The sequence below is a fragment of the Comamonas avium genome (assembly GCF_014836675.1).
GTDB lineage: Bacteria > Pseudomonadota > Gammaproteobacteria > Burkholderiales > Burkholderiaceae_C > Comamonas > Comamonas avium.
On record NZ_JACSQK010000002.1, the window covers coordinates 362,390 to 377,440 of the forward strand.

16 protein-coding genes are annotated in these 15,051 nt (G+C 61.2%); 9 read left to right on the forward strand and 7 right to left on the reverse strand.

Translation table 11 applies throughout. From position 1 onward, the window contains the following. Nucleotides 1–14: 14 nt before the first annotated feature. The gene (gene gatC, locus H9646_RS04260) at nt 15–314 is read right to left on the reverse strand and encodes an Asp-tRNA(Asn)/Glu-tRNA(Gln) amidotransferase subunit GatC (RefSeq protein WP_191722095.1); all 300 of its coding nucleotides are present in this window, start codon (nt 312–314) and stop codon (nt 15–17) included. Between the two features lie 223 nt (nt 315–537). On the opposite strand from gatC, the gene H9646_RS04265 reads away from it, so the two are divergent. The 4 genes from H9646_RS04265 (at nt 538) to mrdA (ending at nt 5,357) form a co-directional block, all read left to right on the forward strand. After that, nucleotides 538–1,581: a rod shape-determining protein gene (locus H9646_RS04265; protein WP_191722096.1), complete on the forward strand. Its 1,044-nt coding sequence runs from the start codon at nt 538–540 to the stop codon at nt 1,579–1,581. 151 nt (nt 1,582–1,732) lie between these two features. Next, nucleotides 1,733–2,728 carry a rod shape-determining protein MreC gene (gene mreC, locus H9646_RS04270; RefSeq protein WP_191722097.1) on the forward strand — a complete coding sequence of 332 codons (996 nt, stop codon included), beginning with the start codon at nt 1,733–1,735 and terminating at the stop codon, nt 2,726–2,728. Beyond that, on the forward strand, nt 2,725–3,243 hold the full coding sequence (gene mreD, locus H9646_RS04275; protein WP_191722098.1) for a rod shape-determining protein MreD: 519 nt from the start codon (nt 2,725–2,727) through the stop codon (nt 3,241–3,243). Before mreC ends, mreD begins: the two co-directional genes overlap by 4 nt. Nucleotides 3,244–3,293: 50 nt before the next feature. Beyond that, a complete protein-coding gene (mrdA, locus tag H9646_RS04280) occupies nt 3,294–5,357 on the forward strand; it encodes a penicillin-binding protein 2 (RefSeq protein WP_191722099.1) in 2,064 nt (687 codons plus the stop codon). A gap of 141 nt (nt 5,358–5,498) precedes the next feature. Here the strand turns inward: mrdA and tsaA are convergent, their stop codons facing one another. Continuing rightward, a complete protein-coding gene (gene tsaA / locus H9646_RS04285) occupies nt 5,499–5,999 on the reverse strand; it encodes a tRNA (N6-threonylcarbamoyladenosine(37)-N6)-methyltransferase TrmO (RefSeq protein ID WP_191722100.1) in 501 nt (166 codons plus the stop codon). 247 nt (nt 6,000–6,246) lie between these two features. On the opposite strand from tsaA, the gene modA reads away from it, so the two are divergent. The 3 genes from modA to H9646_RS04300 are packed head-to-tail and all read left to right on the forward strand — an operon-like array spanning nt 6,247 to nt 8,348. Continuing rightward, the gene (gene modA, locus H9646_RS04290) at nt 6,247–6,966 is read left to right on the forward strand and encodes a molybdate ABC transporter substrate-binding protein (protein WP_191722101.1); all 720 of its coding nucleotides are present in this window, start codon (nt 6,247–6,249) and stop codon (nt 6,964–6,966) included. Nucleotides 6,967–6,992: 26 nt separating this feature from the next. Then, entirely contained in the window at nt 6,993–7,649 is a 657-nt protein-coding gene (locus H9646_RS04295; RefSeq protein ID WP_191722102.1) for a molybdate ABC transporter permease subunit, read from the forward strand. 45 nt (nt 7,650–7,694) lie between these two features. Further along, the gene (locus H9646_RS04300) at nt 7,695–8,348 is read left to right on the forward strand and encodes a LysE family translocator (protein WP_191722103.1); all 654 of its coding nucleotides are present in this window, start codon (nt 7,695–7,697) and stop codon (nt 8,346–8,348) included. A 61-nt stretch (nt 8,349–8,409) separates the two neighbouring features. On the opposite strand, the gene H9646_RS04305 is transcribed toward H9646_RS04300, so the two are convergent. The 5 genes from H9646_RS04305 to H9646_RS04325 form a co-directional block, all read right to left on the reverse strand. Continuing rightward, nucleotides 8,410–9,336, reverse strand: a complete 927-nt coding sequence (locus H9646_RS04305) for a DMT family transporter (protein WP_191722104.1) — start codon at nt 9,334–9,336, stop codon at nt 8,410–8,412. 140 nt (nt 9,337–9,476) lie between these two features. Next, nucleotides 9,477–10,232 (reverse strand): amino acid ABC transporter ATP-binding protein, encoded by a 756-nt coding sequence (locus tag H9646_RS04310; protein ID WP_191722105.1) that lies wholly within the window; start codon nt 10,230–10,232, stop codon nt 9,477–9,479. Continuing rightward, nucleotides 10,229–11,011, reverse strand: a complete 783-nt coding sequence (locus tag H9646_RS04315) for an amino acid ABC transporter permease (RefSeq protein ID WP_191722106.1) — start codon at nt 11,009–11,011, stop codon at nt 10,229–10,231. The genes H9646_RS04310 and H9646_RS04315 overlap by 4 nt, the downstream gene beginning before the upstream one ends. A 109-nt stretch (nt 11,012–11,120) precedes the next feature. Further along, on the reverse strand, nt 11,121–11,891 hold the full coding sequence (locus H9646_RS04320) for an ABC transporter substrate-binding protein (RefSeq protein WP_191722107.1): 771 nt from the start codon (nt 11,889–11,891) through the stop codon (nt 11,121–11,123). A gap of 262 nt (nt 11,892–12,153) precedes the next feature. Further along, nucleotides 12,154–12,912 carry a sulfite exporter TauE/SafE family protein gene (locus H9646_RS04325; protein WP_191722108.1) on the reverse strand — a complete coding sequence of 253 codons (759 nt, stop codon included), beginning with the start codon at nt 12,910–12,912 and terminating at the stop codon, nt 12,154–12,156. A 350-nt stretch (nt 12,913–13,262) separates the two neighbouring features. Here H9646_RS04325 and H9646_RS04330 point away from each other — a divergent pair, with 350 nt between their 5' ends. Together H9646_RS04330 and H9646_RS04335 are read left to right on the forward strand one after the other, a co-directional pair. Next, on the forward strand, nt 13,263–14,567 hold the full coding sequence (locus H9646_RS04330) for an ammonium transporter (RefSeq protein ID WP_404813082.1): 1,305 nt from the start codon (nt 13,263–13,265) through the stop codon (nt 14,565–14,567). A gap of 96 nt (nt 14,568–14,663) precedes the next feature. Further along, nucleotides 14,664–14,990 (forward strand): hypothetical protein, encoded by a 327-nt coding sequence (locus H9646_RS04335; protein WP_191722110.1) that lies wholly within the window; start codon nt 14,664–14,666, stop codon nt 14,988–14,990. Nucleotides 14,991–15,051 lie beyond the last annotated feature (61 nt).

Here is a 15,051-nt window from a genome sequence, read left to right on the forward strand (position 1 = left end):
GCTTTGCCTTGTGCTTATTCAATGACCTTGGGCACGAGGAACAATCCCTCGCTCTGCGCGGGGGCGTTTTTCATGTTGGCTTCGCGCTGATTGGGCTCCCATGCCTGGTCTTGGCGCAGACGCAACACCACGTCCTGGATGGCGGCCACCGGGTGTGCCAGAGGCTGAATGCCCGAGGTATCCACAGCTTGCATTTTTTCGACAATGCCGAAAAAGCCGTTGAGTTGCGAGAGCATGCGCTCACTTTCTTCTAAAGAGAGTTCGAGCCGCGCCAAGTTGGCGATGCGGTCAATGTCGTTCGAGGTGAGTGCCATATGTTTTCTGCGGTACGAAACCGGATGTAAAGCTGTCAGACGGAGCATGCCGCCATGAGTTATTCACAGGGGATACGGTATTATCTGGTCTTTGCGCAATTACCATCTTTGGATGGTTGCGATTGTGCAGAAAAGCCTAACCCAGATTCCCCCCTGATTCCTGTTGAACTACATCCCGGCGACGGCAGGCCGAAGCGCATGCTGTGCCTGAGAGGAAAATTGAATGTTCGGAGCTTTCCGTCGGTACTTTTCTACCGATTTGGCCATTGACCTTGGCACAGCCAATACCCTGATTTTTGCCCGTGACAAGGGCATCGTGCTCGATGAGCCCTCCGTTGTGGCCATTCGCCACGAAGGCGGCCCCCATGGCAAGAAGGTGATTCAGGCCGTTGGCCGTGAGGCCAAGGCCATGCTGGGCAAGGTGCCCGGCAATATCGAAGCCATTCGGCCCATGAAGGATGGCGTGATTGCCGACTTTGTGATCACCGAGCAGATGATCAAGCAGTTCATCAAGATGGTGCACCCCCGCAATGTGATGACGCCCAGCCCGCGCATCATCATTTGCGTGCCATGTGGCTCCACCCAGGTGGAGCGTCGTGCCATCAAGGACGCTGCAGAAGCGGCTGGCGCAACCGCCGTTTACCTGATTGAAGAGCCCATGGCTGCGGGTATCGGCGCGGGTCTGCCTGTTTCGGAGGCTTCGGGCTCCATGGTGGTGGACATTGGCGGCGGCACCACAGAAGTGGGCGTGATCTCGCTGGGCGGCATGGTCTACAAGGGCTCTGTGCGTGTGGGCGGTGACAAGTTTGACGAGTCCATCATCAGCTACATCCGCCGTAACTACGGCATGCTGATTGGCGAGCCCACGGCTGAAATGATCAAGAAGCAAATTGGCTCGGCCTTCCCAGGTTCGGAAGTCAAGGAGATCGAGGTCAAGGGCCGCAATCTGTCTGAAGGCGTGCCCCGCAGCTTCACCATCTCTTCCAACGAAGTGCTGGAAGCGCTGACCGAGCCGCTGAACCAGATTGTTTCGGCCGTGAAGAACGCGCTGGAGCAAACCCCGCCTGAGCTGGGTGCTGACATTGCCGAGCGCGGCATGATGCTGACCGGCGGTGGCGCACTGCTGCGTGATCTGGACCGTCTGCTGGCCGAGGAAACCGGCCTGCCAGTGCTGGTGGCCGAAGAGCCTCTGACCTGTGTGGTGCGTGGCTGTGGCATGGCGCTGGACAGCCTGGACCGTCAAGGCAGCATCTTTACCAGCGACTGATGCACCACGTAACTTGCCGCTTCGACTTCTGTGCTCAAGCGGCAAGTTTTTGGATTGAATGTCTCCCCATGTTCTCTGTGAAAGCTCGGGCAAACAGCTGGTCGGGCGGTTTAGCCGTCTGTGAAATGGCGCTCACGCGCAGGTGGGTGCTATGAGTTTGAGAACACTGGAGCGCGATGCTCCGTCGCAGTTCAAGCATGGCGCGTCCGCAGGTACGCGCGTCTTGCTGCTCAGCACGCTGGCCGTTGTGCTGATGCTGGCTGATGTGCGGCTGAAACTCACAGAGCCGCTGCGTCAGGCGGTGTCAGTGGTGCTGTTTCCTTTGCAATGGGTGGTGATGCAGCCCGTGCAATGGCTCTCCAGCGGCAAAGATTATTTTCAGGATTTACACGAGGCTCAGACCGAAGCGGTGGAGTCTCGCAGGCTGATGGCGGCCATGACGCTCAAGGCGCATGAGGCCGAACGGCTGGAAGAAGAAAACAGCCAGTTGCGTGATTTGCTGGCGTTGCGCCCGCGCCTGGTGGTAGAGACCGTGGCGGCAGAGGTGATGTTTGAGACCCCGGACAGCTACACCCGCCGTGTTGTGCTCGACAAGGGGCAGGTGGCCGGTGTGTTGCCAGGCAGCCCGGTGATGGATGACCTGGGTGTCCTGGGGCAGGTCACCCGCGTGCAGCCGTTTTCTAGTGAAGTAACGCTGCTGTCTGACCGTGAACAAGCCATTCCCGTGATGGTGGCACGCACGGGTGCGCGCAGCGTCGCTTATGGCGATGCCTCTAACTTGCGTACCGACGGGATCGAGCTGCGCTTCATGTCCAATGATGCGGATGTGCAGGTGGGCGACGAGCTGGTCACCAGCGGTGTAGACGGGGTCTACATGGCGGGTCTGCCAGTGGCACGCGTGGTAGAGGTAGAGCGCCGCAGCCAGTCGCCGTTCATGCGTGTGTACTGCGAGCCCAAGGCTCGGCTGGATGGCGCACGCCATGTGGTGGTGCTGACACCTTTGGATGCGCTGAAGGCCGAGCATGCGCCGCAGGCTCAGCGCATTGAGCCCACGGCGGCGCAGACCCAGCAACAGCGTGAAGACAAATCTGCCCAGCGGCGCGCCTCAGGCTCTGCCAACCTGCCGGGCCCTGGAGGTCAACGATGATCATGCCGCGTGGTCAGCAGTTGCTGATGCCGGTCAGACCGGCTTTTATTGCGTTCAGCGTGGCAGTGGTGTTTTTGCTCAGCCTGCTGCCCTTGGGCGGTTTCGTCTGGATGCCTGATTTTCTGATGCTGGTGCTGGCGTTCTGGGCCATGCACCATCCCCAGCGCATGCCCATGAGTGTGGCTTTCCTGTTGGGCCTGGGGGTGGATGTGCAGCAGACGGCATTGCTGGGGCAGCACGCGCTGGCTTATGTGCTGGTGGTGTATGTGGCGCAGCGTTTCAGCCGTCGCATGATGTGGTTTTCGCCTGTCACGCAGGCTTTGCAGATGCTGCCGGTGTTTGCGCTGGCGCATCTGCTGCAGATGCTCATTCGCATGCTGTCTGGCGGCATGTTTCCGGGCATCTCGATTGCGCTGGCTCCTGTGCTGGAGATGTTGCTGTGGCCCATCGTGAGCGCTATTTTGCTCGCTCCCCAGCGCCGTGCCCCGGATGCAGACAGCAACCGGCCCCTGTGAAGATGGTGTGATGTACTGCCCAGTTTTGTCCCCATGCACCAGGAGCTGCCATGAGTGGCTTTGAAGTGCGCAACAGCGAGGTGGAGCTGCAAAAGTTCCGTCTGCGCATCTGGGTGGTGGCCCTTGTGGTGCTGCTCTTGCTGGGTATTTTGCTGTTTCGCCTGACGGTCTTGCAGGTGGTGCGCCATGACGCGTTCGCAGAGCGTGCCGAGAGCAACCGCACGGCGGTGGTGCCGATTGTGCCCAATCGCGGAAAAATTCTGGACCGCAACGGCGTGGTGCTGGCCACCAACTACTCTGCCTATACGCTGGAGATCACACGCTCCAAGATCAAGGATCTGGAAGAAACCATCGAAGCCTTGTCTGAACTGGTGGAGATCACGCCACGTGATCGCCGCAAATTCAAGCGCCTCATGGAGGACTCCAAACGCTTTGAATCGATTCCCCTGCGCAGCCGGCTGACAGATGAAGAAGTTGCGCGCTTTACGGCGCAGCGCTGGCGCTTTCCGGGCGTGGACATCAAGGCGCGGTTTTTCCGCAACTACCCGCTCGAAGATGTCGGCGGGCATGTAGTGGGCTATATCGGCCGTATCAACCAGCGCGAGCAAGAGGCGCTGGAAGACAGCGAGGACTATGCCAACTACCGGGGTACGGAAGTGATTGGCAAGCTGGGCATTGAGCAAAGTTACGAAAAACAGCTGCATGGCCTGACGGGCTGGGAGCAGCTGGAAACCACGGCCGGTGGCTTTGCGGTACGCCGCCTGAACAGCCGGCCCGCCACCTCTGGCGATACCGTGGTGCTGAGCCTGGACATTGGCCTGCAAAAACTGGTGGAAGATGTCTATGGCGAGCGCCGCGGTGCGCTGGTGGCCCTGGACCCCCGCAACGGTGAAGTGCTGGCCATGGTCAGCAAGCCGGGCTACGACGTGAACCTGTTTGTGGACGGCATTGACCAGGAAAACTGGGATTTCCTCAACAACTCGATCGACCGTCCGTTGCTCAACCGGGCTTTGCGTGGCTCCTACCCTCCCGGCTCTACCTATAAGCCTTTCATGGCGATTGCAGGTCTGGAGTCGGGCAAGCGCAAGGTGGACACCATCATTCAGGACAATGGCAGCTGGACCTTTGGGGGGCACACCTTCCGCTCAGGCCACCCCAACGGCCCGACCAACTTGCGCCGCTCCATCATCAAATCCTCCAACGTGTACTACTACATGCTGGCCAATGACATGGGTGTGGACACCATCCATGAATACCTCTCTCCCATGGGCTTTGGGCAGCAGACGGGCATTGACCTGGTGGGTGAAGCGCGCGGCGTGCTGCCCAGCACCGAATGGAAACGCAATACCTACAAGCGGCCGGAGCAAAAGAAGTGGTATGCGGGCGAGACCATCTCGCTGGGGATTGGCCAGGGCTACAACCACTTCACCATGCTGCAACTGGCACATGCCACGGCCATGCTGGCCAACCACGGCATTCAGCACCGCCCGCATCTGGGTAAGGGCACGGTGGATGCGGTCACCCGCGCGTACAGCCCGCTGTACAAGGATGCGGGCACCTCCATGGGTTACAAGCCCGAGCACGTGGAAGCCGTGCGCAGCGCGGTCGCTGCAGTGACGGTTGAAGGTACTGCGCGTGGTGTGTTTGGCGGAGCTCCCTATACCTCTGCGGGCAAAACAGGCACTGCACAGGCGGTGAGTGTGGGCCAGAAAGACAAGTACAACGCGGCCAAACTGGCTGAACACCAGCGTGACCATTCTTTGTACATTGCCTACGCGCCAGCAGAAAACCCCAAGATTGCCTTGGCCGTGATTGTGGAAAACGCAGGCTTTGGCGCGGCCGCTGCTGCACCTATTGCCCGGCGCGTGTTTGATTACTGGCTGCTGGACCAGTACCCCAGCGTGGAAGACATGGCTGCAGTGCGCAAGGGCCAGGCTTCTCGCCCCATTGGTGTGCCACGCAGTGGGCAAGAGATGATGGCGGCGTTTGAACGCATGGAGCTGCCCGGGCTGGGCGCTCCCCGTGTGATGGAAGGTTTAAGCGGTGGTGACATGGCCTCCCCCCGCGCTCCTGACACTGCACCCGCCAGCTTGGAGCCAGAGGCCGAGGACTAAAACCTGCTGCCCGTTGCACAGCGAGGGCATGCGCACTTTCTGGGTAACGTCTGGCTGCATCCCCGGCTGAAACCCCGGCTCTTGCACGGTGGCCGTTCCTTGTTCACCGCCACCACCTGCACCTGGGCAGCATGGACTGCCTCAAGCCATGCGTGCATCTGACTGCGCAGTGGGCAGCTGGGCCAGCCCATGCCTGAACCAGCCAATGTGCTCGGTCTGGCGTACATCCAGCGCGGGGACATAGGGCTTGATGTCCAGCACCGGCGTTCCGTCCAGCATGTCGTTGCCCCTGAAGTGCAGGCAGCCTTCATGCACCCTGATCAGTTGCACGATGGACAGCCCCATGCGGTTGGGTCGTGCAGGGGCACGTGTGGCAAAGACGCCGTGGCTCTGGGTGTCCATGAAGGGCACCACCTCCAGTTTCTCGCTCGCCTTGTGCAGGTGCGTGATCAGGATCAGGTACTCAAAGCCTTCAATATCCCGCAGACCTGGCTGAAACTGCGGCAGCACTTGCAGTGCGCCCTCAACGTGGGTGGCGGACACAGTCTGGATGGGCATGCCCTGCACCGACTGGAACGCGCTGCGGATGAAGCCAATGGGCTGAAGCTCAATCTTGGGAGGGTGATGCGGGGTGTCGGTCATAAGCGTTGGCAGAAAGAAAAGCGCCTGCAATGGCAGCCTGGGTGCAAGACACGGCAGCTGTGCGCAGGGGGCAGTGATTTGGCGGATTGTTTCGCTATTCAAAAATAGAATAGCGCTGCGGTATTATTGCCTGTCATGTGCCCAGTTGCTGTCTGCGGCTGGCACTCAAGCCGCCTTGCCTTGCGGGCGGCAGGCACACATTCCCACTCTGTCATATCTAGCGCCTTGTCCAGGCCGTGGAGCCCACATGTTTCGACGTTTATTTTTGTGCTGCGCCGCGCTGGCGCTGGCCGTACCTGCCATGGCCGCTGATGGCGTACTGGTGGCCGCGGGGGCTGGTTACCGCAAGCCCGTGCTGGAGTTGCTGCAGGCATTCACCAGTGCCACCGGCATCAAGGCGGAGGCCAGTTTTGGGAACATGAAACAGGTGCAGGTGCAGGCGCAGCAAAATCCAGACATCAGCGTGCTGATTGGTGACCGGGCGTTTCTGGAGCCCATGCAGCTGGCGCAGACGTTTGAGCGCCTGGGCAAGGGCCAGTTGGTGCTGGTGGCCTCCAAGGCCCACGCCCTGAAGGACTTGGCAGACCTGAGCCTGCCGCAGTTTCAACGCATTGCCGTGCCTGACCGCAATAAGGCGGTGTATGGCAAAGCGGCCTTCACGTGTCTGGAGCGCTCCGGGCTGGCTGCGGCCTTGCAGGGCAAGCTGCTGGAGGTCTCCACCGTGCCCCAGGTCAGCGCCTATTTGCTGACAGAACATGTCGATGCAGGTTTCGTGAATGCGACGGAAGCGCAGTCGCTGCAGGGCAAGGCTGGCTCCAGTCTGACCATTGCACAAGACTGCTATGACCCGATTGAGCTGAGCATGGCCGCAATCCATGGGCGCGCAGACAATGCCGCCACGCAGGCCTTGCTGGCCTTCATTGCCACGCCGCAGGCGCGTGCAGTCATGCAGCGCCACGGGCTGTAAATCGAACGGTGGCGTTCGGCGCACCCATGTTCTGCACCAGCGCACCGGTGTGGCTGACCGCCCAGGTCATAGGCTGGAGTCTGCTGCTGCAATTGGTCATTGGCGGCGCCATCAGCTGGCAGCTGGCACGCCGCCAGTGGGCCGGCAACCCATGGCTGGATGTGCTGGTCACCCTGCCTCTGGTCTTTCCGCCCATTGTGCTGGGCTACGCCATCTTGCTGCTGCTGGGGCGCCATGGCTGGCTCATGCAGGCGCTGCCGCACTGGATGCAGCCAGAGGTCATCTTTACCCCTGCAGGCTTGGTGGTGGCCGCTTTTGTGGCCGGGCTGCCCTTGATGGTCAAACCCACACAAAACGCCTTTGCCAGTACTCCCTCCAGCCTGCGCGAGGCGGCGGCCACTTTTGGGCTGTCTGCATGGCAGATTTTCTGGCGGGTAGAGCTGCCGCTGGCCCGGCGTGGCATTGCTGCCGGGCTGATGCTGGCGGGTGGGCGCGGGCTGGGCGAGGTGGGGCTGTCTTTGATGCTGGGCGGCAACATTGTGGGGCGCACGGAAACGCTGTCGCTGGCCATTTTCAATCAGGTGCTGGACGGCAATCTGGCATGCGCCAACCAGCTGTCGCTGCTGCTGTGCGTGCTGGTCATTCCCGTTTTTCTGATGCTGCGCCGCTGGGGGTCTCTGTAGTCTGAGCCTCCCTCAATGAGGGGGCGACACCAGCTATTTATGCCTATGACGGATCTCAATTTTTCTTTGACTGCGCTGTTTGCCGCCTCGGTGGTGTCCTTGCTGGTAACGCCGGGGCCTGTCACTTTGCTGGTGCTGCGAGCCGGGCTGGCGGGCGGTATGCGCCATGCACTGCAGACCATTGCCGGCACCAACGCAGCGTCGCTGGTGCTGATTGCCGTCTCTACGCTGCTGATCAAGGGTTTGCTGGTGATGGACGATGCTGTGATGGTGGGCATTCGCCTGCTGGGCTGCGCGTACATCAGCACGATTGCCTGGGGCATGGTGCGAGAGGCGCTGCAGATGCCGCAGACCGCTGCGCCTGCAGGCGGTCAGGCCTCCGCGGGCCTGGTAGCCGCACCCGCAGGCTTTGTCCGGGGCTTTGCGCTGGGCATTTCTAACCCCAAGGACATCATCTTTTTTGCGTCTTTTCTGCCGCAATTCATGGGGGTGCTGCCGTCGCCGGATCACAGCATTGCGCTGCTGACCGGGCTGTGGATCGTGCTGGATTTTTCAACCCTGCTGCTGCTGACACTGCTGGTGCGCAAACTGGTGCGGCCCGCACTGCAGCGGAGTTTGCTGCTGGTGGCGGCCGTGCTGTTGCTGGTGATTGGCGTGGGTGGTCTGGTGCATGCCTTGCACGGCATGTTGTGGGGCTGAGCACGCAGCACGCACCATGCACCATGCACGCACGCAAGCAGCGCACGGCAGCCCAAGGCGTTCAGGTGCCGTGCCGGGCGGTGTCGGCAGGTGTTGTGCGCTGGCCTGTCCGCGAGGGTGGTGGGGTCCACTGGCTGAAAATCAGGGCCACCACAATCAAGGCTGCACCGCCAAAGGCGAGCATTGCCATGCGTTCGTCAATCAGCCACCAGGCGGTGAGCGCGGCAAACACCGGCTCCAGTCCATACACAATCGCGCTGCGCATGGCATCTACGCGCTGCTGGCCCCAGGCCTGAAAGATGACCACCATGGCGCTGGCAATCAGCCCCAGGTAAATAAGTGCACCCCAGGCATTGGCAGACAGCGCCATGGCCTGTGTATGCAGTTGGGCCATGCCGTTAGGTTGCACCAGCAGCATCAGCGTGGTGCATACCCACATGGAACCCGCCAGCGCTGCCGCCATGCGCGTGGCGCGCAGTGGAGCGGCCTGATTGCGCAGAGCGGCCGCTTCCATGGTCAAGATATAGACGGCGTAGACGCCAGCGCTGCACAGGGTGAGCGTGTCGCCCCAATTCCACGGGCTGTCTTCAAAAAACATCAGGCACATGCCGGCGACGGCCATGGCACAGGCGGCCCACACTTGCCAGCCCATGCGCCGGCGCAGCACCAGCCAGGCGATCAAAGGCACCATCAGCACGTTCAATCCGGTGACGAAGGCGTTGCGGTTGCTGGTGGTGTGGCTCAGCCCTTCAATCTGCAGCCAGAAGGCCAGGAAATTGAGCACGCCCAGCCCCAGGCCCCAGCGCCATTCGGCCCTGCGCATGCCGCGCCACAGGGGCAGCAACACCACGGCGGCCATGCCAAAACGCAGCCAGATGATCTGCAGCGCAGACAGGTCTGCCGACAGCTGCTTCATGGCCGGAAAGGTGGTGCCCCAGACGACGGTGACGGCCAGCAAGGCCGAAAGGCCCCAGCGTTGAGTGCGCATGTGAAAAGGCAGATATAAAAAAAGAAGCAGTCAGCGCTCATGTTCTCTATGTTTCAGCATCAAAACATGCTGAAACTCTGAAAACACAGGCGCTAATAGCTCCTTTGTTTGATAGCCCGCAACGGGTGTGAAAACAGCGCCTAGTGTGCCACGCGGCCGATGAATGCGGCAATGCGCTCGTTGGCAGGGCGGGCAAAAAACTCTGCCGGCGGTGCTTCGTGGGCAATACAGCCTTGGTCAAAGAACATCACGCGGTCGGCCACTTCGCGGGCAAAGCCCATTTCGTGGGTCACCACAATCATGGTCATGCCTTCCTTGGCCAGACTGCGCATCACTTCCAGCACTTCCTGCACCATCTCGGGATCGAGCGCGCTGGTGGGTTCGTCAAACAGCATCACCTGTGGCTCCATGGCCAGCGCACGCGCAATGGCCACGCGCTGCTGCTGACCACCCGAGAGCTGCCACGGGTACTTGTGTGCATGGTCCTGCATGCCCACGCGTTCGAGCAATTGCATGGCTTTGGCGTTGGCAGCGCTGCGCGATATCTTGTGGATGCGCCGGGGTGCCAGCGTCACGTTGTCCAGCACCGTCATGTGACCGAACAGGTTGAACTGCTGAAACACCATGCCCACTTCGCAGCGCTGCTTTTGCAGCGTGGCTTCGTGGTCGGTGACGGGCACGCCGTCGATGGTGATCGTGCCGCCGTCGTGCGGCTCCAGGCGGTTGAGTGCCCGCAGCAACGTGGATTTGCCCGAGCCAGAAGCGCCGATGATGACGGTTACTTCGCCCTTGCTGAATGCGGTGGATACACCTTGCAGCACCTGGTGCGTGCCAAAGCTTTTGGTCACCTTGTTGCAGACGATGTAGGGCGTGCGGGTATTGGCAGCTTGGCTCATTTTTGGCGGCCTTCCACGTCAAAACGGTATTCGATGGCTGCGGTCACCTGGGTCACCAAAGTGGTCAGCACCAGGTAGGTGACGCCCACCGTCAGCAGCGTTTCTACAGGCTGAAAGGTAGACGACTGGATGCGGTTGCCCACGTTGGTCAGCTCTACCACGCCAATGGCGTAGGCCAGCGAAGAGTCTTTGAGCAAAGCCACAAAGTTGCTCACCAGTGGAGGCAGCGAAATCTTGAACGCCTGCGGGAACACCACATCGGTGAACACACGGGTTTTGGGCAAACCCAGCGCACGGGCGGCTTCAGCCTGCCCGCGGGGCACGGCGTTGAGGCCGGCGCGCACGGCTTCGGCGTTGTAGGCCCCCACATTGAGCGCCAGCGCAATCACCGCAGCGGCAAAGTCAGGCAGATTCAGGCCTGGCACAAGCACCGGCAGGGCAAAGTACATGAACAGAATCTGTACCAGCAGCGGCGTGCCGCGAATGATCCAGATGTAGGTGCTGGCAATGCTGCGCAGCAGGCCATTGCCCGAGGTACGGGCCAGCGCTGCAGCCACGCCCAGCAGCAGGCCGGCAGAGCCACTGATCAAGGTCAGGTACAGCGTGGTGCGTGCGCCTTCGGCAAATTCGCCGGCGTGGTCACCAATTGGTTCGGGAAGCAGGGCCAGCAACTGGCCGAGTGCAGACACCACCACCACCATCAGCAACAGGGCTGTGACCAGGGTGGCGTTGCTGCGTTGGGTGCGGCTCCAGTGGGTGGGCCAGATAGCAGTAAGCATAGAAAAACCAGAATGGAAAAACGAAAACGCCCTGGAGCAATCTCTTCAGGGCGTAGGGTGCAGTGGCCGGGCGCTAGCGCTGACGGACCACGGGGCTACCCATGCTTCGTTATTCCGGGCAGCGGATGTCTTCCTGGAACCACTTTTGCGAGATCTTGGCGTAGCTGCCATCTTTCAAAGACTCGGCAAATGCCTTGTTCCATGCGGCTGCCAAAGCCTGGTTGTCTTTGGAGACAGCCGAGGCAACGCGTTCGACAAACAGCAGCTCGCCCTGGTTGAACTTGATCTTGCTGTTCTTTTGCAGCATTTCCTTGGCCAGGAAACGCTCGGTCACCCACGCGTCAACGCGCTTGGTCATCAGCGCATTGAGGGCGGCTTCGTTGGTGGGAAAGTTCACCACACGTTGGACACCGGGCACGTTCTTTTGAACGTAGTCCAGGTAGGTCGTGCCGGTTTGCGCAGAGACGGTCTTGCCGGTCAGATCCTTGGCACTTTTGATAGCGTCGGTCAGTGCAATCACCTGAGCCCCTGAGCAGTAGTGCGGGGCGGTGAAGGTGACGGCCTTTTCACGCTCGGGGGTGATGCCGTGCGAGGAGATCACCAAATCCCAGCGGTCTTGCTTCAGGCCAGTCAGCAGGGCGTCGAAGGAAATGGTTTTCCATTCGGTCTTCAGCCCCATTTTCTGGGCCATCAGCTCGGCCAGCTCCACCTCAAAGCCGGTCAGCTTTTTGCCTTCAAAGTAGGCAAACGGGGTGTAGTAGCCTTCAGTGGCCAGACGGATAGTGCCGTCTTTTTGGATGGCTTCGAACGAGCGGGCGTGGGCACCAGCTGTAGCCAACACTGCAACGGCGGCAGCGGCGATCAGGGAAATGCGTTTCATGTGTAGTTCCTGGAGACATTCGCAGGGTCCAGACCCCCGGCCCCAGAGATGGGGCCTCCGCACGCACCACGCGGCGCGGAAAAAAATAGAGGCCACAGCCAGCACACAACAGTGCCCGGCAGTGCCGCTGGGTGTTGGTGTCAATGCACCAAAAAAGAGCGGCTTGGCGGCGAAAGCAACCCGCAATTATAGAAGTGAGACTTCGCCAGCGCAGAAGGCTGCCTGAGCAGCCCCCAAGGGTTTGCGTCTACGAGGCTCGGGTTTACCCGCCAAAGGCATCCCAGCCGGTTTTACAGATCAGCAGGCTGACCACCACAATGAAAATCACGCGGACAAAGCCTGCGCCATGGCGCAGCGCCATCCAGGTGCCCAGCACGCTGCCCAGCACGTTGGCAATGGCCAGGGGAATGGCAAAGTGCCACCACACGTGCCCCTTTATCGCAAACAGGGCAATGGCCGCCAGGTTGGTCATCACGTTCATGAGCTTGGCGTTGATGGACGCGTTCAAGAAGTCATAGCCCAGCAGACGGACGAGCAAGAAGACAAAAAAGCTGCCCGTGCCAGGTCCAAAAAAGCCGTCGTAAAACCCGATGACCAGACCGATACCTGCTGTCAGCCACTGCGCAGCGCGCTGGCTGCGGTGGGGGGTGTGTTCACGGCCCAGCTCTTTTTTGGCCAGTGTGTAGATCAGCACGCCCAGCAAGATGAAGGGCAGCAGCTTGCGCAGAAAGTCGGGGTTGACCAGGGTCACGGCCCATGCACCTGCAAAGGCACCGACACCTGCTGCCACGATGCCCGGAATGATGGTGGGCCAGGTGATGGAGATGCGGCGGCTGTACTGCCACGTTGACATGGCCGTGCCCCAGACCGCAGCACTTTTGTTGGTGCCAAACAAGGTGGCGGGTGCAGCGGTGGGAAATGCAGCAAACATGGCGGGCACCAGTATTAGCCCGCCACCGCCCACGATGGCATCCACAAAACCAGCCAGGGCTGAAGCCAGAGAGATAAAGATCCATTCCATGGTGGTCGATTGTGCGCTGCCCTGACGGCGTGAAGCTGTCACTTGCCCAAACAAAAAGCGCCGGGGGTACCGGCGCTTTGGAAAGGCATCTCATTGGCGGATGCTTTTTAGATATTGGTCTGTTTGTGGATCGAGTTTGTCTCCTCGGGCCCTCTTTGCTACACCTTGGTGCAGCGCTTGAGTGGATGGACTGTAACGGCTGCATCGGTCTGGTGCATCGGGGATTTCCCGCAAGCTTGTTCGGAAACGTCTGACAGCCATGTGGTGGGGGCGCAGCTAGCGCAAAGACAGCCGGGCACAGCTTGTGCTTGGTGGCTGTCACCAAAAAGCAAAGGGGGATGGACATGAAGATGCACAACACGCTGGGCTGGATGGTGCTTGCTGCTGCGCTGATGGCACTGCCCGTGCGGGTGCAGGCGCAGCACATGGTGGGGTTTGACGAAATTCGTGGTGCCGACACGGCCTGGGTGCTGGTATCTGCGGCGCTGGTGCTGCTGATGACGCTGCCCGGCGTGGCGCTGTTTTACGCGGGCATGGTGCGCGGCAAAAATGTGCTCAACACCTTGGCGGCAGTACTGGGCGCTGCTTGCGTGGTCAGTGTGGTGTGGTTTGCCGTGGGCTATTCGCTGGCTTTTACGCCCGGTAACCGCTGGCTGGGAGGGCTGGAGCGCATCTGGTTTGCGGGGCTGGATTACCAGCTGGCGGCGCAGCAGCTGTCGGTCAGCCACATGGCTGCGCATATTCCGGAGGCAGCCTACGCCCTGTTTCAACTGACGTTTGCCATCATAACTGCTGCGTTGATCGTGGGGGCTGTTGTAGAGCGCATGCGGTTTGGTGCGCTGATGCTGTTTATGGCGCTGTGGAGCCTGTGCGTCTACGTGCCCGTGGCCCACTGGGTGTGGGAGCCCGGTGGCTGGCTGGCGCGCATGGGGGCGCTGGACTTTGCTGGCGGGGCCGTGGTGCATGTGAATGCGGGCGCTGCAGGGCTGGCCTGCGCCTGTTATCTGGGCAAGCGCACGGGCTATGGACGCGAAGCGTTTCAGCCCTACAACCTGGGCTGGACCATGCTGGGCGCATGCCTGCTGTGGGTGGGCTGGTTCGGTTTCAATGGTGGCTCTGCCCTGTCAGCCGACGGGCGCGCAGCACTGGCCATGGTGGTGACCCATCTGGCAGCAGCCGGCGGTGCGATTGGCTGGGCGGCAGGCGAGTGGATGTTCCGCCGGCGCGTCTCGCTGCTGGGCTTGTGCTCGGGTCTGGTTGCCGGTTTGGTGGCGGTCACGCCCGCAGCCGGTTTTGTGGACATGGGCTCGGGGCTGCTGATTGGCGCGATGGCTGGCCTGGTCTGCTACTGGGGCGCAACGGGTTTCAAGCGCTGGCTGGGTGCCGATGATTCGCTGGACGTGTTTGGCGTACACGGCCTTGGGGGCATGGTGGGCTCCATCCTCACCGGGGTGTTTGTCAGCAGCACCATCTCGGGCGCCAGTGGCAACCTGCTGGCGCAAACCGTGGCCGTGGTTGCGGTGGCCGTGTACAGCTTTGTGGCCACCTGTGTGCTGATGTGGCTGACCGACCGGGTGACCCCGGTGCGGGTGGAGCTGCACGATGAGCAGCAAGGTCTGGACATTACCCAGCACCGGGAGCACGTGGGGCAGTAAGCATGAACCCGATGCTCCAGCCTGCGGCGTGCGGTGGGAGACCGCCATGCCCTGGAGTCACAGGGCTCGGTGCAGCAATCAAGCAAGGAGTGGGTGATGGCAAACAGTGAACGTGTGGCAACGGCAGCACACCTGCATGTAGCCTTGCGGCGCAAGGCGGGCCGTGTGACCGATACCGACTGGATGGCCGAAAACGACGACTACGCGCGTGAAGTGGTGCGCGTTGCACGGGCCAAAGCCCGGGAAGACGGAGATGCGCAACTGGCTGACCTGGCCAGCAAGCTGGAGGCGCTGCTGCCGACCGGTGCACAGCCAGCCTCACCGTCCGTACCGCCGCTGGCGCAGCGGGCGAGCCGAAATCTGCGCGAAAGCAATGCGCCGGGGGCTGGCGATGCTGAACGCTATATCGGGGGCTTGCGCTGAGTGCTGTTGCCCGTTACCCGCCGGTGCGAGGCCATTGCCATGCAGGCGCTGTGGCTTGCCG